This is a genomic window from Streptomyces sp. NPDC040718 (genome assembly GCF_055593565.1).
This window is the reverse complement of the sequence record NZ_JBVIXO010000001.1, coordinates 457,661-477,962: the sequence shown is the minus strand read 5'-3', so window position 1 is coordinate 477,962 and position 20,302 is coordinate 457,661. Positions and strand designations below refer to the sequence as shown.

General features: G+C 73.6%; 14 protein-coding genes. 8 read left to right on the top strand and 6 right to left on the bottom strand.

The annotated features are described in order from the left end of the window. Window positions 1-70 precede the first annotated feature (70 nt). The 3 genes from ACZ597_RS02130 (at window position 71) to fxsT (ending at window position 5,773) form a co-directional block, all read left to right on the top strand. Window positions 71-1,336: an FxsB family cyclophane-forming radical SAM/SPASM peptide maturase gene (locus tag ACZ597_RS02130; protein ID WP_471323746.1), complete on the top strand. Its 1,266-nt coding sequence runs from the start codon at window positions 71-73 to the stop codon at window positions 1,334-1,336. Then, a complete protein-coding gene (locus tag ACZ597_RS02125; RefSeq protein ID WP_471323743.1) occupies window positions 1,333-2,688 on the top strand; it encodes an HEXXH motif domain-containing protein in 1,356 nt (451 codons plus the stop codon). The genes ACZ597_RS02130 and ACZ597_RS02125 overlap by 4 nt, the downstream gene beginning before the upstream one ends. Before the next feature lie 79 nt (window positions 2,689-2,767). After that, window positions 2,768-5,773: an FxSxx-COOH system tetratricopeptide repeat protein gene (gene fxsT / locus ACZ597_RS02120; RefSeq protein ID WP_471323741.1), complete on the top strand. Its 3,006-nt coding sequence runs from the start codon at window positions 2,768-2,770 to the stop codon at window positions 5,771-5,773. A 123-nt stretch (window positions 5,774-5,896) separates the two neighbouring features. On the opposite strand, the gene ACZ597_RS02115 is transcribed toward fxsT, so the two are convergent. From ACZ597_RS02115 to ACZ597_RS02100, 4 genes are all read right to left on the bottom strand, one after another. Next, window positions 5,897-9,763: a multifunctional oxoglutarate decarboxylase/oxoglutarate dehydrogenase thiamine pyrophosphate-binding subunit/dihydrolipoyllysine-residue succinyltransferase subunit gene (locus tag ACZ597_RS02115; RefSeq protein ID WP_471323738.1), complete on the bottom strand. Its 3,867-nt coding sequence runs from the start codon at window positions 9,761-9,763 to the stop codon at window positions 5,897-5,899. Between the two features lie 258 nt (window positions 9,764-10,021). Next, the gene (locus ACZ597_RS02110; protein ID WP_471323735.1) at window positions 10,022-11,113 is read right to left on the bottom strand and encodes a HAMP domain-containing sensor histidine kinase; all 1,092 of its coding nucleotides are present in this window, start codon (window positions 11,111-11,113) and stop codon (window positions 10,022-10,024) included. Continuing rightward, window positions 11,110-11,850 carry a response regulator transcription factor gene (locus tag ACZ597_RS02105; RefSeq protein WP_125816401.1) on the bottom strand — a complete coding sequence of 247 codons (741 nt, stop codon included), beginning with the start codon at window positions 11,848-11,850 and terminating at the stop codon, window positions 11,110-11,112. The genes ACZ597_RS02110 and ACZ597_RS02105 overlap by 4 nt, the downstream gene beginning before the upstream one ends. Before the next feature lie 106 nt (window positions 11,851-11,956). Beyond that, on the bottom strand, window positions 11,957-12,511 hold the full coding sequence (locus ACZ597_RS02100) for a hypothetical protein (protein WP_471323732.1): 555 nt from the start codon (window positions 12,509-12,511) through the stop codon (window positions 11,957-11,959). A 36-nt stretch (window positions 12,512-12,547) separates the two neighbouring features. Here ACZ597_RS02100 and ACZ597_RS02095 point away from each other — a divergent pair, with 36 nt between their 5' ends. The 3 genes from ACZ597_RS02095 (at window position 12,548) to ACZ597_RS02085 (ending at window position 15,884) form a co-directional block, all read left to right on the top strand. Beyond that, complete coding sequence (locus ACZ597_RS02095) at window positions 12,548-13,933, top strand: glycosyltransferase family 39 protein (protein ID WP_471323730.1); 1,386 nt, start codon at window positions 12,548-12,550, stop codon at window positions 13,931-13,933. 266 nt (window positions 13,934-14,199) lie between these two features. Beyond that, a complete protein-coding gene (locus ACZ597_RS02090; protein WP_471323727.1) occupies window positions 14,200-15,036 on the top strand; it encodes a sulfurtransferase in 837 nt (278 codons plus the stop codon). Between the two features lie 80 nt (window positions 15,037-15,116). Next, window positions 15,117-15,884, top strand: coding sequence for a DUF4097 family beta strand repeat-containing protein (locus ACZ597_RS02085; RefSeq protein ID WP_471323724.1), 768 nt, complete (start codon window positions 15,117-15,119; stop codon window positions 15,882-15,884). On the opposite strand, the gene ACZ597_RS02080 is transcribed toward ACZ597_RS02085, so the two are convergent. Beyond that, window positions 15,881-16,276 carry a RidA family protein gene (locus ACZ597_RS02080; RefSeq protein ID WP_471323722.1) on the bottom strand — a complete coding sequence of 132 codons (396 nt, stop codon included), beginning with the start codon at window positions 16,274-16,276 and terminating at the stop codon, window positions 15,881-15,883. The two genes, ACZ597_RS02085 and ACZ597_RS02080, sit on opposite strands and share 4 nt — an antisense overlap. 149 nt (window positions 16,277-16,425) lie before the next feature. On the opposite strand from ACZ597_RS02080, the gene lon reads away from it, so the two are divergent. Continuing rightward, the gene (gene lon, locus ACZ597_RS02075; protein ID WP_471323719.1) at window positions 16,426-18,822 is read left to right on the top strand and encodes an endopeptidase La; all 2,397 of its coding nucleotides are present in this window, start codon (window positions 16,426-16,428) and stop codon (window positions 18,820-18,822) included. Window positions 18,823-18,931: 109 nt separating this feature from the next. Next, entirely contained in the window at window positions 18,932-19,399 is a 468-nt protein-coding gene (locus ACZ597_RS02070; RefSeq protein WP_471323716.1) for a MarR family winged helix-turn-helix transcriptional regulator, read from the top strand. Between the two features lie 27 nt (window positions 19,400-19,426). Here the strand turns inward: ACZ597_RS02070 and ACZ597_RS02065 are convergent, their stop codons facing one another. Next, window positions 19,427-20,200, bottom strand: a complete 774-nt coding sequence (locus ACZ597_RS02065; protein ID WP_471323713.1) for a protein phosphatase 2C domain-containing protein — start codon at window positions 20,198-20,200, stop codon at window positions 19,427-19,429. Window positions 20,201-20,302 lie beyond the last annotated feature (102 nt).

Sequence of the window (20,302 nt, the reverse complement as noted above, 5' to 3'; positions counted from 1 at the left end):
CACTTTCCGCCGTTAGCCGGGCCCCCGCGGAGGGCAGGGATGGACCGTCCGCAGGGGAGAGGTACAGGCGATGAGCCAAGCGATCACGAGCGGTCCCGTGCTGCCCGCGCACCGGACCCTCGCAGGTCACGCCCGCCACGCCCACTGGCCGTACGCCCGGCTCGACGTCCCCGGCCTGCGCGCCGCCGGCCACCGCCCGCAGCCGATCCGGCAGTTCGTCCTCAAGACGCACAGCCGCTGCAACCTCGCCTGCACCTACTGCTACGTGTACGAGATGGCCGACCGCAGCTGGCGCACCCGCCCCGCCGCCATGACCCCCGCCACCGCCCTGCGCGCCGCCGAGCGGATCGGCGAGCACGCCGCCGCCCACGAACTTCCCCGCGTGGACCTCGTCCTGCACGGCGGCGAACCCCTCCTCGCCGCACCCGCCGCACTGGCAGCCCCCGTGGAGGCGGTACGGGCCGCCGTGGCCCGGCACGCGCCCCGCACCCGCGTCACCGCCGCCGTACAGACCAACGGCACCCTGCTCACCGCCGGCCGGATCGCAGCCCTGGCCGCCGCCGGGATCCGGGTCGGCGTCAGCCTCGACGGCGGCCTGCCCGCCCACAACCGGCGCCGCGTCGACCACACCGGCCGGCCCGGCTTCGACGCCGCCGCGCGCGGACTGCGGCTGCTCGCCCGCCACCCCGACAGCTATGCCGGGGTGCTGTGCGTGGTGGACCTCGCCCACGACCCCGTCGAGACGTACGAGTCCCTCCTCGCCTTCGCCCCGCCCAGCATCGGCCTGCTGCTGCCCCTGGCCAACTGGAGCACCCCGCCGCCCGGCCGGACCGGGCACGGCACCCCGTACGGCGACTGGCTCCTCGCCGTCTTCGAACGCTGGTGGCACGACGGCGCGCGGCGCACCAGGATCCGCATCTTCGAGGAGGTCATCGCACTGCTCCTCGGCCTGCCCGCCGCCACCGAGACCCTGGGCCTGGCGCCCGTCACCACCGCCGTCGTCGAGACCGACGGCAGCATCGAACAGGCCGATTCGCTGAAGTCCGCCTACGAGGGGGCCGCCTCGACCGGCATGACCCTGGACCACCACAGCTTCGACGACCTCCTCGACCACCCCGGCTTCGCCGCCCGCCAACTCGGCCGGGACGCCCTCGCCGCCGACTGCCGCGCCTGCGAGCTCGTCGAAGTGTGCGGCGGCGGCCACTACCCGCACCGCTACCGGGCCCGGGAGGGCTTCCTCCAGCCCTCCGTGTACTGCGCCGACCTCCAGGCCGTCATCCGGCACATCGCCCGCGCCCTGCACGCCGCCGCCACCGCCGGGCGGGCCGCCTCATGACCCACGGCACCGACACCGGCACCGGCACCGGCACCGGCCTCCCCGCCCAGCGGACCGGCCACGAGGCCCCCGGGACACCCGGGAGCCACGGCACACCGGGGCAGGACCTCGCCCGGTTCGCCGTCAGCTCCCACACCCTGCGGGCCCTCGCCTCCACCGAACCCTCCGACGAGGGCACCCGCCTCGTGCACGACGTACGCCGCTCCAAGCGGCTGCTCCTGCTGCGCGCCGTGCTCGACGCCGCACCCGGCGGGGAGACCGCCGAGCACTGGGCGCTCCTGGAGGAAGCCGAACGCCAGGACCCCGCGGCCGTCCACGACGTACTGCACTACCCCGCCACCGGCGTCTGGGCCGAGGAGACCCTGCGCCGCCTGCACGCCCCGCAGGGCCCCCCGCCCGACCTCGGCCACCTCGGAGCGCTCGCCGCCGCCGCCGCGCTGCGCGCCGGAATCGGCTTCAAGACCACGCTGCGCCCCGTCAACGGCCGCCTCGTCCTGCCCACCCTCGGCCTGCTCCGCCCCCACGGCCCCGGCCGGCTCGCCCTGACCGAACGCTCCTGGGACACCGCCGACGCCCTCCCGCTGCACACCCTGCCCGGCCGCGCCCGCACCTCCCTCGACGACCTCGACCCCTACCGGGCCGCCCCGCCCCCCGGCCCCGCCACGGGCCCGGCCGCCGTCCGCCCGGCCCGCCGGCTCACCCCCAAGGGGCACAAGCGCTGGGACATCCAGTGGTCCGGCGCGCACACCCTGCTGGGCCGCTACGACTCCGCCCGCGCCGAGGAGATCGGCCTGCTGCTGCGCTCCGTGGTCCCCCTCGCCGGCGGCTCCCGCTCCAGCGGCGCCACCCTGCCCGCCGCCGCCGGCTCCGTCCTGGCCCGCGCCCAGGCCCCGCCCGCCCTGGCCGCGACCCTGGTCCACGAGGTGCAGCACGGCAAACTCGCCGCGCTCGCCGACGTCCTCACCCTGCACACCGCCGACCGCACCCCCCGCCACTGGGCCCCCTGGCGCGCCGACCCGCGCCCCCTGGAGGGGCTCCTCCACGGCACCTACGCGCACCTCGCCCTCGCCGGCTACTGGCAGCACGCCGCCCTCTACGGAGCCCGCGGCGCCTGGGCCCAGCACGCCCGGATCCGCGCCCAGGTCGCCGCCGTCCTCCCCGCCCTGCGCGCACACCCCGCGCTCACCGTCACCGGACGGGAGTTCGTCGACGGCATGGCCGCCGCGGAACGCGCCATGGACGCCACCCCGCCGCCCGGCGACCAGCACGCCGGAGCCCGCCGCACCCTGGAACGCGAACGCCGCGCCTGGTGCGAGGCGCACCCCGAACTCGCCCCGTTCGTACGGGTATGACGCCCCGTCCGCTGCGGTACCTTTCAAGCCGAACCGCCCCGCACCCCGTCCATCGCACGGACCCCAGGGAGACGGCCGCATGACCGGTACCGCCATGCGTCACGACCGAGACGGAGCCGCCCCCGCGCAGCGCTTCGTCATCAGCTTCGCGGGATTCAACCGCCCCTGGGCGGTGTGGATCGCCCACAGGCTGGAGGAACACGGACACCGCGTCGTCCTCCAGCGCTGGGACCCGCAGAGCAGCCACGGCGGGCTCACCGAGGCCCTCGACGACCTGGCCCGCGCGGGCGGCAGGATCCTCGTCGTCCTCAGCGAGCGCTACTTCTCCGCCGGCACCCACACCGACGAGGAGTGGAACACCGCCCTGCGCACCGTCACCGCCTCCCACCCCGGCCGGTTCGCCGCCGTCTGCCTCACCGACGCCCCGCTGCCCAGCGCCGTCGCCGCCCTGGAGAAGACCGACCTGTGGGGCCTGGACGCCTACGAGGCCGAATACCGCGTACTGCGCCGCCTGGAGCTGCCCACCGACCGGATCGGCACCGAGAGCGGCCGCCGAGGACCCCGCTTCCCCAACGACCCGCCCGAGATCTGGGGCCGCGTCCCGCGCCGCAACCCCCGCTTCACCGGCCGCAACGACGTCATCGGCAGGCTCCGCGCCGCCCTCACCGAAGCCCCGCCCGGCGCCTCCACCGTCACCCTGCTCGGCCTCTCCGGCGTCGGCAAGACACAGGTCGCCACCGAGTACGCGTACCGCTTCGCCTCCGAGTACGACGTCGTGTGGTGGGTGCCCGCCGAGGACCGGCCCACCCTCCGCGAACGCCTCGCCGACCTCGCCCCCGCCCTCGGCCTGCCGCGCGGCGCCGGCAGCTACGGCGAGCAGATCCGCTCCGTCCTGGAGGCGCTGCGGCGCGGGTCCCCGTACCACCGCTGGCTGATGGTCTTCGACGGCTGCGACAACCCCGACGACCTCACCGACCTGCTGCCCTCCGGCGCCGGCGACGTCATCATCACCTCCCGCAACCGCGAATGGGCCGCCCGGCACACCAGCCTCGTCGAAGTCCCCCTCTACGCCCGCCCCGAGTCCGTCACCTTCATCCGCCGCCGCGCCCGCCGGCTCACCGGCGACGAGGCCGACCAGCTCGCCGAAGCCCTGGAGGACTACCCGCTCGCCCTCGACCAGACCGCCGGCTGGCTCGCCGACTCCCCTCTCGGCGTCGGCGAGTACCTCACCCTCCTCCAGCACCGCCTCGACTCCCACGAGGCCGTCACCCTCTCCGACGACTACCCGCTGCCCTTCCCGACCGCGCTGGCGATACTCCTCAACAACGTCCGCGAGAACTTCCCCGACGCCCTCGCCCTGCTGCGGCTGTTCGTCTTCTTCGCCCCCGGCCGCGTCCCCCTGCGGCTGCTGCGCGAATTCCCCGCCGACGGCGTCCCCGAACACCTCGCCGGGATCCTCAACGACCAGATCCGCTGGAACGCGGCCCTCAACAAGCTCGTCCAGTTCTCCGTGGTCCGCCTGGAATACTCCGACCTCTCCGTCGAGGAGGGCGGCGGCCTGGAGACCGTCCAGCTCCACCGCATGGTCCACAACATCGTTCGCGAGAACCTCGCCGAGGAGGAGTCCGACCAGCTCTCCCGCGCCGTCCGCCAGGTTCTCGCCGCTGCCGACCCCGGCCGCCCCACCGACTCCCGGCTCTGGCCCCGCTACGCCGAACTCATCCCGCACCTGGACCACGCCGGGGTCCTCACCAGCGGCAACCCCCGCATCCAGAACTTCCTGCTGCACTGCCTGCGCTACCTGATCCTCGCCGGCGAGTACCGCACCTGCCTGCGCCTGTCCGAACAGACCGACGGCGTCTGGCGGGCCATGCTCGGAGACGACCACGACCAGGTCCGCGAGCTCAGCTACCACTACGGCGGCGCTCTGCGCATGCTCGGCCACTTCCGGCAGGCCGAGACCCTCGCCCGCTCCGTCGCCGACCGGCTCCTCGCCGAACGAGGCGACCGCGACCTGGAAACACTCCGCGCCACCAGCACCTACGCCGGCGTCCTCCTCAGCACCGCCAAGTTCGACGAGGCCCGCGAACTGCTGGAGCACGCCTTCGCCACCTACCGCGAACTCCTCGGCGAGGACGACTCCACCACCCTCGGCGCCCAGAACAACGTCGCCGTCGCCCTGCGCCTCCTCGGCCGCTACCAGGAGGCCTACGACACCGACCTCGACACCCTGCGCCGCCGGGAACGCGTACTGCGGGTCCGGCACATCGCCACCCTCTCCTCCGGCATCGGCTGCGCCATGGGCCTGCGCCTGATGGGCCGCTACCGCGAGGCCCTCGCCCGCCAGGAACAGGGCCTCAAACTCCACGTCCAGGTCCTCGGCGCCAACCACCCGCAGACCCTGCGCGCCGAACACAACCTCGGCCAGTGCCTGCGCCGCACCGGCGACATCCCCGGCGCCGGATCCCGGCTGCGCAGCGTCCTGGAACGCTCCACCCGGGTGTTCGGCGCGGAGTTCCCCTGGACCCTGATGGTCGCCTCCGACTACGCCACCTACCTGCGCGAGTACGGGGACATCGAGGAGGCCCGCCGGATCTCCGAGGAGGTCGTACGCGGCTACCAGTCGCAGCTCGGCCTCGCCCACCCGTACAGCATCGGCACCGTCGGCAACCTGGCCCTGGTGCTGCGCGCCCAGGGCGAACGCACGGAAGCCCTGAACCTCGCGGAACAGGCGCTGGTCGGCATGCGCGGCGCCCTCGGCGACCACCACCCCTGGACCCTGGGCTGCGCCCTCAACGCCACCGGCCACCGCAACATCACCGGCCGCCTGGAAGCCGCCCTGGACCTCAGCCGGGACACCCTCCGGGCCACCGAACGGGTCCTGGGCCCCGACCACCCCATGGCGCTCAGCGCCCAGATCGCCCTGGCGGCGGACCTCCGGTCGGTACGCGAGGACGCGGAGGCCTCGAAACACGAGGACGCCGGCCTCAAGGCCCTCACCCGCACCCTCGGCCCCCAACACGTCCACACGGTCTCGGCCCGCCAGCAGACCCGCCCCTACTGGGACTTCGAACCCCAGCCGTAACGGCCCCGCCGGCGTTTGAGGCGCGGGGTCCGGGGCCGGGCCCCGGCAGCGCCGGGAAAGCCGGAAGGCCCGGCCCCCAGGTGGGGGGCCGGGCCTTCCGCCATGTGCGGGTCGCGTCAGCGACTAGGCCTCGAAGACCTCGTTCATCAGCAGCTGCTGCTCCGCCTGGTGGCGCTTGGCGGAACCCACCGCCGGCGAAGAACCGTGCGGACGCGAGACGCGCCGCAGGCGCTCGCCCGCCGGGATGTCCGCGCCGACCGCCAGGTCGAGGTGGTCGATCAGGTTCAGCGCGATGAACGGCCACGCACCCTGGTTCGCCGGCTCCTCCTGCGCCCAGATGTACTTCGCCGCGTTCGGGAACTTGGCGATCTCCGCCTGCAGCTCCGCACCCGGCAGCGGGTACAGACGCTCGATGCGGATGATCGCGGTGTCCGTGATGCCGCGCTTCTCCCGCTCGGCCTCCAGGTCGTAGTAGACCTTGCCCGCGCAGAAGACGACCTTGCGGACCGCGTTCGGGTCCACCGTGGTGTCGCCGATGACCGGACGGAACGAACCGCTCGTGAACTCCTCCGCCTTCGACGCCGCGGCCTTCAGACGCAGCATCGACTTCGGGGTGAAGACGATGAGCGGCTTGTGGTGCGGGTTGTGGACCTGCCAGCGCAGCAGGTGGAAGTAGTTCGACGGCAGGGTCGGCATCGCGACCGTCATGTTGTCCTGCGCGCACATCTGCAGGAAGCGCTCCGGGCGGGCGGACGAGTGGTCCGGGCCCTGGCCCTCGTAGCCGTGCGGCAGCAGCAGCGTGACGCCGGAGGTCTGGCCCCACTTCTGCTCGGCCGAGGAGATGAACTCGTCGACGACGGTCTGCGCGCCGTTGACGAAGTCACCGAACTGGGCCTCCCAGAGGACCAGCGCGTCCGGACGGGCCAGCGAGTAGCCGTACTCGAAGCCCATGGCCGCGTACTCGGAGAGCAGCGAGTCGTAGACGTTGTAGCGGGCCTGGTCGTCCGACAGGTACAGCAGCGGGGTGTAGTCCTCGCCGGTCTCCCGGTCGATGAGGACCGCGTGGCGCTGGCCGAACGTGCCGCGGCGGGAGTCCTGGCCGGACAGCCGGACCGGGGTGCCCTCCATCAGCAGCGAACCGAAGGCCAGGGTCTCGCCCATGCCCCAGTCGATGGTGCCGTCGTCGATCATCGCCGCGCGGCGCTGCAGCTGCGGCAGCAGACGCGGGTGGACGGTGACGCCCTCGGGGATGTTGACCTGCGACTCGGCGATCCGCTTCACGACGTCCTGGGAGATCGCCGTGTTCACGGCGACCGGGAAGTCGGCCTGCGGGGCCGGGGCCGGCGCGGCGACCGCGGGCTGCGTGGCGGCCTCGCGGACCTCCGCGAAGACCTTCTCCAGCTGGCCCTGGAAGTCCTGGAGCGCCTGCTCGGCCTCTTCCAGGGTGATGTCACCGCGACCGATGAGGGACTCGGTGTACAGCTTGCGCACCGAGCGCTTCTTGTCGATCAGGTCGTACATCAGCGGCTGCGTGAACGCCGGGTTGTCGGACTCGTTGTGGCCGCGGCGGCGGTAGCAGATGAGGTCGATGACCACGTCCTTGTTGAACGCCTGGCGGAACTCGAAGGCGAGCCGCGCGACGCGGACCACGGCCTCCGGGTCGTCACCGTTCACGTGGAAGATCGGCGCCTCGATCATGCGGGCCACGTCGGTCGCGTACATCGAGGAACGCGAGGACTCCGGGGCGGCGGTGAAGCCGACCTGGTTGTTGATCACGACGTGGACGGTGCCGCCGGTGCGGTAGCCGCGCAGCTGCGACATGTTCAGCGTCTCGGCGACCACACCCTGGCCGGCGAAGGCCGCGTCGCCGTGCAGGGCCAGCGGGAGGACGGTGAAGTCCGTGCCGCCCTTGTTGATGACGTCCTGCTTGGCGCGGGCCACACCCTCCAGGACCGGGTCGACCGCCTCCAGGTGCGAGGGGTTCGCGACGAGCGAGACCTTGATCTGCTCCCCGTCCAGGCCGGTGAAGGTGCCCTCGGCGCCCAGGTGGTACTTGACGTCGCCGGAGCCGTGCATGGACTTCGGGTCGAGGTTGCCCTCGAACTCGCGGAAGATCTGCGCGTACGACTTGCCGACGATGTTCGCCAGGACGTTCAGGCGGCCGCGGTGGGCCATGCCGATGACGACCTCTTCGAGGCGGGCCTCGGCGGCCGAGTCGATCACGGCGTCGAGCAGCGGGATGACGGACTCGCCGCCCTCCAGCGAGAAGCGCTTCTGGCCGACGTACTTCGTCTGCAGGAAGGTCTCGAAGGCCTCCGCCGCGTTCAGGCGGCGCAGGATGCGCAGCTGCTCCTCACGCTCCGGCTTGGTGTGCGGGCGCTCGATGCGGTCCTGGATCCAGCGGCGCTGCTTCGGGTCCTGGATGTGCATGAACTCGACGCCGGTGGTGCGGCAGTACGAGTCGCGCAGCACGCCGAGGATGTCGCGGAGCTTCATCATCGACTTGCCGGAGAAGCCGCCGACCGCGAACTCGCGCTCCAGGTCCCACAGGGTGAGGCCGTGCTCGGTGATGTCGAGGTCGGGGTGCTTGCGCTGCTTGTACTCCAGCGGGTCGGTGTCGGCCATGACGTGGCCGCGGACCCGGTAGGAGTGGATCAGCTCGAAGACACGGGCGGCCTTCGTGACGTCGTCGTCGTGCGAGGCGTCGATGTCGCGGTTCCAGCGGACCGGCTCGTACGGGATGCGCAGCGACTCGAAGACGTCGTCGTAGAACTTGTCCTCGCCGAGGAGCAGGTTCGCGACGATGCGCAGGAACTCGCCGGAGGCCGCGCCCTGGATGACCCGGTGGTCGTAGGTCGAGGTCAGGGTCATGACCTTGGAGATGCCCAGCTTGTTCAGGGTGTCCTGCGAGGTGCCCTGGAACTCGGCGGGGTAGTCCATCGAGCCGACGCCCATGATGACCGACTGTCCGGGCATCAGGCGGGGCACGGAGTGGACGGTGCCCAGGCCGCCGGGGTTGGTGAGGGAGCACGTCACGCCGGTGAAGTCGTCCATCGTCAGCTTGCCGACGCGGGCGCGGCGGACGATGTCCTCGTAGGCCTGCCAGAACTCGAAGAAGTTGAGGGTCTCGGCCTTCTTGATGCCGGCGACGACGAGCTGGCGGTCGCCGTTGGGCTTCACGAGGTCGATCGCGAGGCCGAAGTTCACGTGCTCCGGCTTGACCAGGGTCGGCTTGCCGTCCTTCTCCGCGAAGGAGTGGTTCATGGACGGCATGGCCTTGATGGCCTGCACCATCGCGTAGCCGATCAGGTGCGTGAAGGAGATCTTCCCGCCCCGGGCGCGCTTGAGGTGGTTGTTGATGACGATGCGGTTGTCGAACAGCAGCTTCACCGGGACGGCGCGGACGGACGTGGCCGTCGGCACTTCCAGCGAGGCGTTCATGTTCTTCGCCACGGCGGCGGCGGGTCCGCGGAGCGTCACCAGCTCGGGGCCGGCGGGGGCCTCGGTGGCGGGCGCGGCCTTCTGAGCCGGGGTGGTGGCGGCCGGAGCCTGAGGGGCGGGCGCGGCCGGTGCGGCGGCCGGGGCCTGGGAGGTGACAGTCACAGCAGGGGCACCAGAGGGGGTGGCAGGAGCAGGGGCAGGAGCTGACACAGGTGTGGGCGCGGCGGCGGGCGCGGCCGGCGCCGCCCCCGTGGCGGCGTCGACGGCCTGAGGGACCCCGGCAGTGGCGGTGGCGGCCTGTGCGGAGGCGCCGTCCGTCGTCGGGGTCTTGATGGGTTCGGCCGCCTTCACCGGGGCGGCAGCGCCCCCCGGCTTGTAGTCGGCGAAGAAGTCCCACCAGGCCCGGTCGACCGAACTCGGGTCCTGGAGGTACTGCTGATAGATCTCGTCGACGAGCCACTCATTCGCGCCGAAGCCTGAGGCGGGGTTCTTCCCGCCCTCTGCTGCGTCGGTCGTGGTGCTCGGGTTACTGGGGGACTGTGGCGACACGGCGGCAACCGCCCTCTTCCGCTTCACAAGGTATGGACAGCGGGGATAAAGGCTACGCCTCCCAGGGCGTGTGATGCAGGCCGGGCGGGACTTCCGTCGTGCAGGTCACACCGAACGGCGGGTTTCGCCCATCGGAATGGCGGGAAACAAGCGTGGTTCGGGTAGGGGGCAGCCAGGTTGCGACCCCCTAGGCCTCGCACCCCTGACGACCCCGGGCACGTGTGGCCGAGATCATGTCCTTCCCACTCGAACCCTACGTCAAGACGACACCTGTGAGCTGCCCGGAAGGGTGACAAGGATTCGGCAACCCCGTGACGATTCGGCCACGCCGATGTCGCCCCCGTGCAGGCCGACCGCCCACCGGGCGATGGCCAGCCCCAGACCGGTGCCCCCGTCGCCGCCCGCGTCCCCGCCACCGGCGGAACCCCGGTTGAACCGCTCGAAAACCCGGTGCCGCTCCGCCTCCGGGATTCCCGGGCCCTCGTCGACGACCTCCAGCTCCAGGCTCCCCGGCGCCGCGCCGGCCCGGGCCCGGACCGTGACCCGGCCGTGCGCGGGGCTGTGCTTCACCGCGTTGTCGATCAGGTTCGCCACCACCTGGTGCAGCCGCTCCGCGTCCGCGTACGCGGCCAGTTCCGGAGGGTGAACATCCAGGTGAAGGTGCACGTCATTGCGGGTGTGACCACCAGAACCGGAAGCCAGTCCCGGTCGCCCGGAGGCCGCCAGCCCCGACTCCTTCAGCACCCCCGACAGATACGGCCACACCTCGAACCGGCGCGCCTTCAGCGGCACCACCCCGTTGTCCACCCGCGACAGGTCCAGCAGGGTGTCCACCAGCCGGCCCAGCCGCTCGGCCTGCTTCAGCATCGTCCGCATGGTCTCCGGATCGGCCTCCGAGACCCCGTCCACCACGTTCTCCAGCACCGCCCGCAACGCCGCGATCGGAGTCCGGAGCTCGTGCGAGACGTTCGCGACCAGCTCTCGACGGTGCCTGTCCTCGGCCTCCAGATCATCGGCCATCCGGTTGATCGTGGAGGCCAGATCGCCCAGCTCGTCCCGGCGCCCGGCACCGCTCACCCGGCGCGTGTAGTCCCCGTGGGAGATCGCCCGGGCCACCGTCGTCATCTCGTCCAGCGGCGCCGTCAGACCGTGCGCCACGAACTGGGTGATCAGCATCGAGGCGATCACCGAGAAGACCGTGATGAACCGCAGCTCCGTCGCCGTGCGCAGGGCCACCATCAGCAGCCCCGTCGTGATGAACACCGACACCACGACGAGCGTGCCCAGCTTCGTCTTGATCGAGAACGGCGAATAGGGCCGCAGCCCCGGCCCGCGCGGCGGCCCGCTCACGACTGCGCCGGGGTCTCCAGGGCGTACCCGACGCCGTGGACCGTACGGATCCGGTCCGCGCCGATCTTCCGCCGCAGGGCCTTGATGTGGCTGTCGACCGTACGGGTCCCCGACGCGTCGGCCCAGTCCCACACCTCCGCCAGCAGCTGCTCCCGCGAGAGCACCGCGCGCGGCGTCCCCGCCAGGCACACCAGCAGGTCGAACTCGGTCGGCGTCAGGTGCACGTCCTCCGCCTGCACCCGCACCCTGCGCTGCGCGTGGTCGATCTCCAGGTCGCCCAGGCGCAGCGTCGCCCCGCGCGGGGCCGTCGCGGCCTGCGTGGCCCGCTCCACCCGGCGCAGCAGCACGTGGACCCGGGCGGCCAGCTCGCGCATCGAGAACGGCTTCGTCATGTAGTCGTCGGCCCCGACCCCGAGGCCCACCAGCATGTCGGTCTCGTCGTCCCGCGCCGTGAGCATCAGCACCGGGACGGGCCGCTGCGCCTGGACCCGGCGGCACACCTCCAGCCCGTCGAAGCCGGGCAGCATGACGTCCAGCACCAGCAGCTCGGGCTGCCAGCTCTCGGCGGCCGCGACGGCGGCAGGCCCGTCGTACGCCGTCTGCACCTGGAAGCCCTCGGCCCGCAGCCGGGCCGCGATGGCGTCGGCGATGGTGCGGTCGTCCTCGACCACGAGCACGCGCCGCTGGGCACCTGGAGTGGCCGCGGCGACGCTGTGGGTGGTGTGTGTCTGTTCCATGTCCCGCCCCTGAAGATCCCGCGTGATGGGGTGCAGCGTAGAGGAGGCACCGGCCTGCGGCTATGCGGGGTTCGGACAGGACCCGGGGACATCCGGAATCAGAGATTCATCCCGTCGCGTCGAATCCGGGCAGCGCGTCCAGCACCTTCCGGAGCCCCGGAGCCAGCTCGGTCTGGTCGGCGGCGACCTCGAAACCACCGTGTACGAAGGCGTACGTGAACCCGTCGTAGACCGGTGGATCGGCCGTGGCCACCCGGGGCAGGTGCGCGAAGTCCGCCTCCCGGAGCGCGGTGCGCAGGGCCCCCAGCCCGGCCGCGTCCAGCTTCCCGGAGCGCAGGTCGCGGGCCTTGCCGTCGAGGAGGGTCCAGGAGCCGTCGCCCTTGACGATGACGGTCCGGGTCTGGCCCGCGAAACCCCCGCTGCGGGTCACGCGGACGAGGGTCTGCGCGGCGGCCACGGTTGCCGTGGGGGCGGGGGCGGGGGTGGCGGGCGGGGTCGCCACGGGTGTGGTTGTGGGAGTGGACGGGGTCGCCGTCGCCGTGGGCGTCGGCGCCGCCGTCGCCTCCTGGGGCCCGCCGGACCCGCCGCCGCAGCCGGACAGGACCAGCACCGCGCCCAGCAGCACCACCGTCGCGGCCCCGGCCGCTCGGATCGCTCGCACACCCACCTCCGCAGGTACTCCGACCGAACACCGAGTATGGGGTGCCCGCCCCGCAACCGAAAGCACCCGGAGGCCGCCATCCGCCGCATCACCCCATGGCGCGCGCTGCCCCCGCTGACCGCCGTGCTCCTCGGGCTGTGGGGCCTGCCGCGCGGTGCGGGCGGCGGGAGCATGTGGCGCGACGAGTCCACAACCTGGCAGGTGGCGCACCGTCCCCTCGGCGGGCTCCGGGAGCTGCTCGGGCAGGTCGACGCCGTGCACGGCCTCTACTACCTGCTGATGCACGGGGTCTTCGGCCTGTGGGACGGCGGCCTGTGGGCGCTGCGGCTGCCGTCCGTGGCCGGCACGGCCCTCGCCGCCGCCGGAGTGGCCGCGGTGGCGCACCGGCTGGCGGGGGAGCGGGCCGCGCTGATCGCCGGCACCGCGTACGCCGTGCTGCCGCCGGTGCAGGCGTACGCGCAGGAGGGGCGCTCGTACGCGCTGGTCGCGGCGGCCGTGGCCTGGGCGACGTACCTGATGCTGCGCGAGCGGTGGGCGGCCTACGCCGTGGTGCTCCTGCTGGGCTGCTGGCTGCACGAGTTCGCCGTACTGGCCGTGCCTGCGCACGCGTTCGCCGCGTGGCGGGCGCGGGGCTGGCGGTGGGCGGCGGGGGCGGTCGCCGTCGGACTGCTGCCGCTGGCCCTCGTGAGCGCGCGGCAGGCACAGGCGCAGCTGGGGTGGCTCGGCCGGCCGTCGTGGCAGGACTGGGCGGCGTACGCGGCCCTGGTGGCGGCGGTGGCCCTGCTGGCCCGGGGGACCGCCGACCGGGAGGCCGTACGGGTCGCCGTACCGCTCGCACTGCTGCCGCCGGGGGTGCTGATGGCCGTGTCGCTGGCGCACCCCCTGTACGTCGACCGGTACGTCCTCTACGCACTGGCGGGCCTCGCGGTGCTGGCGGGGGTGCGGGGGCGGCTGCCGCTGCCGTGGGTGCTGGTGGGGGTGCTGCTGCTGCCGGTCGGGGTGTGGTCGGCGTGGCTGCGGACCCCGGAGGCGCGCAAGGACGACGCCCTCGCCGTCGCGGCGGCGGTGCGGGAGCGGGCCCGGCCGGGGGACGCGGTGCTGTTCATGCCGTCACGGCGGCGGGAGTGGCTGCTGTCGTCGCCCGGGGTGTACGGCTCCGTCCACGACGTGGCCCTGTCCCGCAGCCCGGCCGCCTCCGGCACCCTCCAGGGCACGGAGCAGCCGCCGGACGCCGTCCGGGCGGCGGTCCTGGCCTCCCCGAGGGTGATCGCCCTGCTGGACCCGCCGGACCAGCCGCTGGACGCGTACCCGGCGGAGGCGGCGAAGCGCGAGGCGCTGGCGGCGGGGTTCGAGCGCTGCTCGGTGACGTCGGTACGCGGGGCACGGGTGGCGGTGTACGCCCGCCCGGGCACGTGCGGCTGAGGCGGGGGGCCATTGCCCACCCCGCCCCCTTGCCTGCGGGCCGGGGGCCGGTGGGCGGGGTCCTGACGGGAAACCCCCAAACCCTCTCTGATCCGGGCCCGCTGGGACTCCGGCGTCGTGGGGCCCCGGGCGGCCGGCCCGTTCCTCCAGGCGAATCCCGTTCCTGGCCCCGCCCGACCCCCCCGACCCACCCCGACCCGCCCCGCGCACGCATGGGCCAGGATGGGGCGCAGACCGTGTCCGATGCCGCCTCCGGAGGCCCTCGTATGCCCGTACCCGAGATACCCGGCCCCCTCGTCGGCAGCACCTGGCTCGCCGAGCACCTCGGTGACGTCGTGGTGTTCGACGCCTCCGTCGGGGCCCACCGCCGGGCGCCCGTGAGGATCCCCACCGCGCGCCCCTTCGACCTCGACGGCGCCCTCTCCGACCACGCGGCGGCGGCCCCGCACACCATGCCCTCCGCGGACGACTTCGCCGAGGCGCTGCGCGGGCTCGGCGTCGACGACTCCGACGCCGTGGTCGTGTACGACGGCGCCGGGATCTACTCCAGCGCCCGCGCCTGGTGGATGCTGCGCGCCATGGGCTTCGACCGGGCGGCCGTGCTGGACGGGGGCCTGCCCGCGTGGGCCGCCGCCGGGCTGCCCGTCGAGGCGGAGGCGGCGGCGTACGAGGGGCCGCGCGGCGGTTTCACCGCCCGGCCCCGTCGCGGGCTGCTGGTGGACTCCGGCACCGTTGCCGCCGCGCTCGCCGACCCGGCCGCCGCCGTGTTCGACGCCCGGACCCGCGAGCGGTTCGCCGGCGCCGCTCCCGAGCCGCGGCCCGGGCTGCGCGGCGGGCACATGCCGGGCGCGCTGAACCTGCCGTTCGGCGAACTGCGGGGGCCGGACGGCCTGATGCGGCCCGCCGGGGAACTCCGCGAGGCCTTCGGGGCGTTGGCCGGGGAACGGGAGCGGTTCTACTTCAGCTGCGGTTCGGGCGTCACGGCCTGCGTGCTCGCGCTGGGGGCGACGCTGGCCGGGTACGGGGAGACCGCGGTGTACGACGGCTCGTGGAGCGAGTGGGGCCTGCCCTCGGAGCTGCGGCCGGTGGTGACGGGGCCCTGAGGGGGGTGGGGCTAGCCCCACCCCGGTTTCGGGTACCTGCACCAGGGTGCGCCGGCCCCCTGGTCGGCAGACTCGTCGGCATGGAATCCCAGGCCCTCACCCGCACCGGCCGCACCGCTCTCGCCGCCACCGTCGCCGCCTCGGCCCTGCTGCTGTCGGGCTGCTCCTTCGTGGATGAGGCCAGGCTGAAGACCGCCGGGGCCGACGCCACCGTGACCGAGGCCGTCACGGCGGTGGAGCTGACGGGCCTTCGCCGGGGGTCGGTGGTGGTCACCCCGGGCAGCGGTTCCGGCGTCACCGTCCGCCGGGTCGTGCACTACCGGGGCGACACCGCGCCCGTGCCGGGGCAGCGGGTCTCGGGCGGGGTGCTGGGCTTCACCCACGGCTGCAGCGGCGACGGGGACAGCTGCTGGGTGGACTACCGGCTGGAGGTGCCGGCCTCGGTGAAGCTCAAGGTGGGCAGCAGCAGCGGAGACATCACGGTCACGGGCGTGGCCTCCGCCGAGCTGGACTCCTCCTCCGGCGACGTCCGGGCCGAGCGGATCACGGGCCCGCTGAAGATCCGTACCTCGTCCGGGGACCTGACGGCGGCCGACCTGTCCGGCCCGGAGTTCGAGTTCCGTACCGGTTCGGGCGACTCGACGGTCGGCTTCGCGAAGGCCCCGGCCTCGGTGTCCGTCACCACCGGCTCGGGCGACGTCACCCTGAGGGCGCCGCAGGCCCCGTACCGGGTGTCGGCCGACACCGCCTCCGGCGAACGGGACGTCACCCTCGGGGACGCACCCGGCGCCCCTTCCCGCATCGCGGTCCGCACCACCTCCGGCGACATCCGGCTTTCAGCGGCCTAGCCGCCGATCACCGCGTCGACCTCCACCTCCACCAGCCAGGCCGGGTCGATGAAGCGGGACACCTCGACGAAGGTCGTCACCGGGCGGATCGCGGCGAAGCGCTCACCGTGGGCCCGCGCGGCCTCCTCCCAGGTGGCCATGTCGGTGAGCATGATCCGGGTCCGCACGACGTCGGCGAGCGAGGCGCCGGCCTCCTCCAGGGCCCGCTCCGCGATGTCCAGGCAGCGCACCGTCTGGGCGTGGACGTCGCCCGGGCCGGCGGTGGAGCCGTCGTCCCCGATCGGGGCGGTGCCCGCGACGGCCACGTAGGGCCCCGTGCGGACCGCGCGGGAGAAGCCGATCCGGGGTTCCAGCGGGGAGCCCGAGCTGACGGTTCGTCGTATGTCTGTCATGGCGTCATGGCGTCATGGCGTCATGGCGTCATGGTGCTACGAGGGGCCCGCCGGAGGTGTTCGCCCCCGGCGAACGGGCGTTGGGGAACATTGCCGGACGCAGAAGCATTGAGTCGGCATAGCTCAACTTCACTGCCGGAGGGAAGATCATGGCTTCGACGTCCGTAACGCTCACCCTGCCCGTACTGCCGCTCGACGACGAGGTCGTGCTGCCCGGGATGGTCGTTCCCCTGGACCTGTCCGATGCCGAGGTGCGCGGAGCCGTGGAGGCGGCGCAGGCGGCGGTGGGCGGCGGGAAGCCCCGGGTGCTGCTCGTGCCGCGGGTCGACGGTAAGTACGCCGGGATCGGCGTGCTCGGGACCGTCGAGCAGGTCGGGCGGCTCTCCGACGGGGATCCCGGGGCGCTGATCCGCGGGCGCGGCCGCGTCCGGATCGGCGCCGGGACCACCGGGCCCGGGGCGGCGCTCTGGGTCGAGGGGGAGACCGTCGACGAGAAGGTGCCCGAACCGCTGCCCGGGGCGGTCGCCGAGCTCGTCAAGGAGTACAAGGCTCTCGCCACCAGCTGGCTGAAGAAGCGCGGCGCGTGGCAGGTCGTGGACCGGGTGCAGCAGATCGAAGGGGTGTCGGCGCTGGCCGACAACTCCGGGTACTCGCCGTTCCTGAGCGTGGCCCAGAAGGTCGAGCTGCTGGAGACCATCGACCCCGTCGCCCGCCTCCGCCTCGCCGTGAAGGCGCTCTCCGACCACCTCGCCGAACAGGACGTCGCCGAGTCCATCGCCAAGGACGTCCAGGACGGCGTCGAGAAGCAGCAGCGCGAGTTCCTGCTCCGCCGCCAGCTGGAAGCCGTCCGCAAGGAACTGCGCGAGCTGGGCGGGGAGAAGGAGGGCGAGGAGTCCGACGACTACCGCGCCCGCGTCGAGGCCGCCGACCTGCCCGAGAAGGTGCGGGAGGCCGCGCTCAAGGAGGTCGACAAGCTGGAGCGGTCCAGCGACCAGAGCCCCGAGGGTTCCTGGATCCGCACCTGGCTGGACACCGTGCTGGAACTGCCCTGGACCGAGCGCACCGAGGACGAGTACGACATCCAGGGCGCCCGCGCGGTCCTCGACGCCGAGCACGCCGGGCTGAACGACGTGAAGGACCGCATCACCGAGTACCTCGCCGTGCGCAAGCGGCGCGGCGAGCGCGGGATGGGCGTCATCGGGGGACGGCGCGGGGGTGCCGTGCTCGCGCTGGTGGGCCCGCCCGGCGTCGGGAAGACCTCGCTCGGCGAGAGCGTGGCCCACGCCATGGGCCGGAAGTTCGTCCGCGTCGCCCTCGGCGGCGTACGGGACGAGGCCGAGATCCGCGGCCACCGGCGCACCTACGTCGGCGCCCTGCCCGGCCGCATCGTGCGGGCGATCAAGGAGGCCGGGTCGATGAACCCGGTCGTGCTCCTCGACGAGATCGACAAGGTCGGCTCCGACTTCCGGGGCGACCCGGCGGCGGCCCTGCTGGAGGTCCTGGACCCGGCGCAGAACCACACCTTCCGGGACCACTACCTGGAGGTGGAGCTCGACCTCAGCGACGTGGTCTTCCTCGCCACGGCCAACGTCCTGGAGGCCATCCCCGAGGCGCTCGCCGACCGCATGGAGCTGGTCCGCCTCGACGGCTACACCGAGGACGAGAAGGTCGTCATCGCCCGGGACCACCTGCTGCCCCGCCAGCTGGAGCGCGCCGGCCTGACCGCCGGGGAGGTGGTCCTGGAGGAGGACGCGCTGCGCAAGCTCGCCGGCGAGTACACCCGCGAGGCCGGCGTGCGGACCCTGGAGCGGTCCATCGCCCGCCTCCTGCGCAAGGTGGCCTCCCAGCACGAACTGGGCGAGCGCGAGTTCCCCTTCGCCATCGGCGCGGGCGAGCTGCGCGGCCTGATCGGCCGGCCGCACCACGTCCCGGAGTCCGCCCAGGACCCCGCGGAGCGGCGTACCGCGGTTCCCGGCGTGGCCACCGGCCTCGCCGTGACCGGGGCGGGTGGCGACGTCCTGTTCGTCGAGGCCTCCCTCGCCGACCCGGAGACCGGCGCCGCCGGGCTCACCCTGACGGGCCAGCTGGGCGACGTCATGAAGGAGTCGGCGCAGATCGCCCTCAGCTTCCTGCGCTCGCACGGCGCGGAGCTGGAGCTCCCGGTCGCCGACCTGAAGGACCGGGGCGTGCACATCCACTTCCCGGCGGGCGCCGTCCCCAAGGACGGCCCGAGCGCCGGCATCACGATGACCACCGCGCTGGCGTCCCTGCTCTCGGGCCGCCAGGTGCGCACGGACGTGGCCATGACCGGCGAGGTGTCCCTGACCGGGAGGGTGCTCCCGATCGGCGGGGTCAAGCAGAAGCTGCTCGCCGCTCACCGGGCCGGGCTGACCACCGTGATCATCCCGAAGCGGAACGAGGCGGACCTGGACGACGTCCCGGGCGAGGTGCTGGAGGGACTGGAGGTGCACCCGGTGACCGACGTGCGCCAGGTCCTGGAGCTCGCCCTCGCCCCGGCGGTGGTGTCCTTCACCGAGGCCGCCTGATCCGGAAGGCGCACACGTCCACCGAGGGCCCGGAGTCCCCCATCGGCGGGGCCCCGGGCCCTCGGCGCACGCGCTGCGAAATACTGGTGCCGAACAGGGGTGCCACGGCGTGCCCCGCCACGGATGGGAGCGGCACGTGCACGGCAGCGAAGACCAGGAGTTCCTCGCCCTGGAGCGGGAGCTGTCCGTCTTCCTGCGGCGCGCCCGGGCCTCCTCCGGCGAGATGGCCCGCGCCCTGCACCCCGAGCTGGAGCCGGCCGCGTACGGGCTGTTGGTCCGGCTGGAGGCCGCCGGCCGCCAGCGGGCCACCGAGCTGGCCGCCTACTTCGGCGTCGGCAAGGCCACCATGAGCCGCCAGCTGCGCGCCCTGGAGGTGCTCGGCCTGGTGGCCCGCGAGCCGGACCCCGCCGACGGGCGCGCCTTCCTGGTCGGCCTCACCGAAGAGGGCCGGGAGCGGTTCCTGCGCGTACGCGGGGCCCGGCGCGAGCAGTACATGCGCAAGCTGGCCGACTGGGACCGGGGCGAGGTGGCGGAGCTGGCCAGACTGCTCAACCAGCTGAACTCCGGCGAGGAGTAGCCGCGGAGCAGCCGCCGCGGGCGGCGCTCAGAGCTCCGCGTAGACCGCCGAGGCGTCGTCGTGCCGCTTGTGGCGGGCCGGCGGGCGCAGCGGATCCGACTCCACGGCCCGGACCCGCCCGATCAGCCCCCGGGCGCCCTCCTTGCGCAGCACGTCCAGGCAGGCCGCCCAGTCGCCCTCCCCGAACGTGTCCGTCCAGCGGCTCGCCCCGTCCGTGAGCGCGGCCACCGCCAGCACCTCCGCGCGGGGGGTGCGGCCCGTGACGGCCCGGGCCGCGACCGCCGGGTCCGCGGCCGCCGTGAAGAAGCCCCCCTCGGCATTGCGCAGCGCGTCGGTCGCCGCCACCGAGCCGCGCACCCCGTCGGGCACCCGGTCCAGCCGGTCGTCCAGCACCGGCGTGACCGTGCCGCCGGGTCCGCGGAGCAGGAGCACGGAATCCGAGAGCACGAGGTGTTCCACGTACGACTCGTCCCAGCGGACCATGACCACCGTCGCCTGCGGGGTCCGCACGTGAGAAAGGTCACACGTGTCGCGGTGTGCGTCGGCGGTGTCGGCGATGGCCCGGGCCAGGATCCCCTCCAGGGGCATGTCCCGCCGCGATCCGGACAGTTCGGTCAATCGGCCGCCGAGCCGGGTGGAGAACCAGGGCACTCCGTGCGCGCATCCGTCGTCCCCGCGCGGCGGGGTGACCCCGTCCAGGACGACCACGACGCCGCCTCCCGACGCAGGTGCCGACGCCGACACCCAGTCCTGGTTGGGGTGTTCCGGGTTGCCGGGTTCGGAGGCCAGGTCGATGCGCATGCGGACATTCTGCCCGTCGGGGCCCCCTGGAGGCCGGAAGGTCCGTACCAATGGTGGAAATGGCGGGGCCGGCCGCCCGGAGGGCCCGCCCGCCCGCTCCCC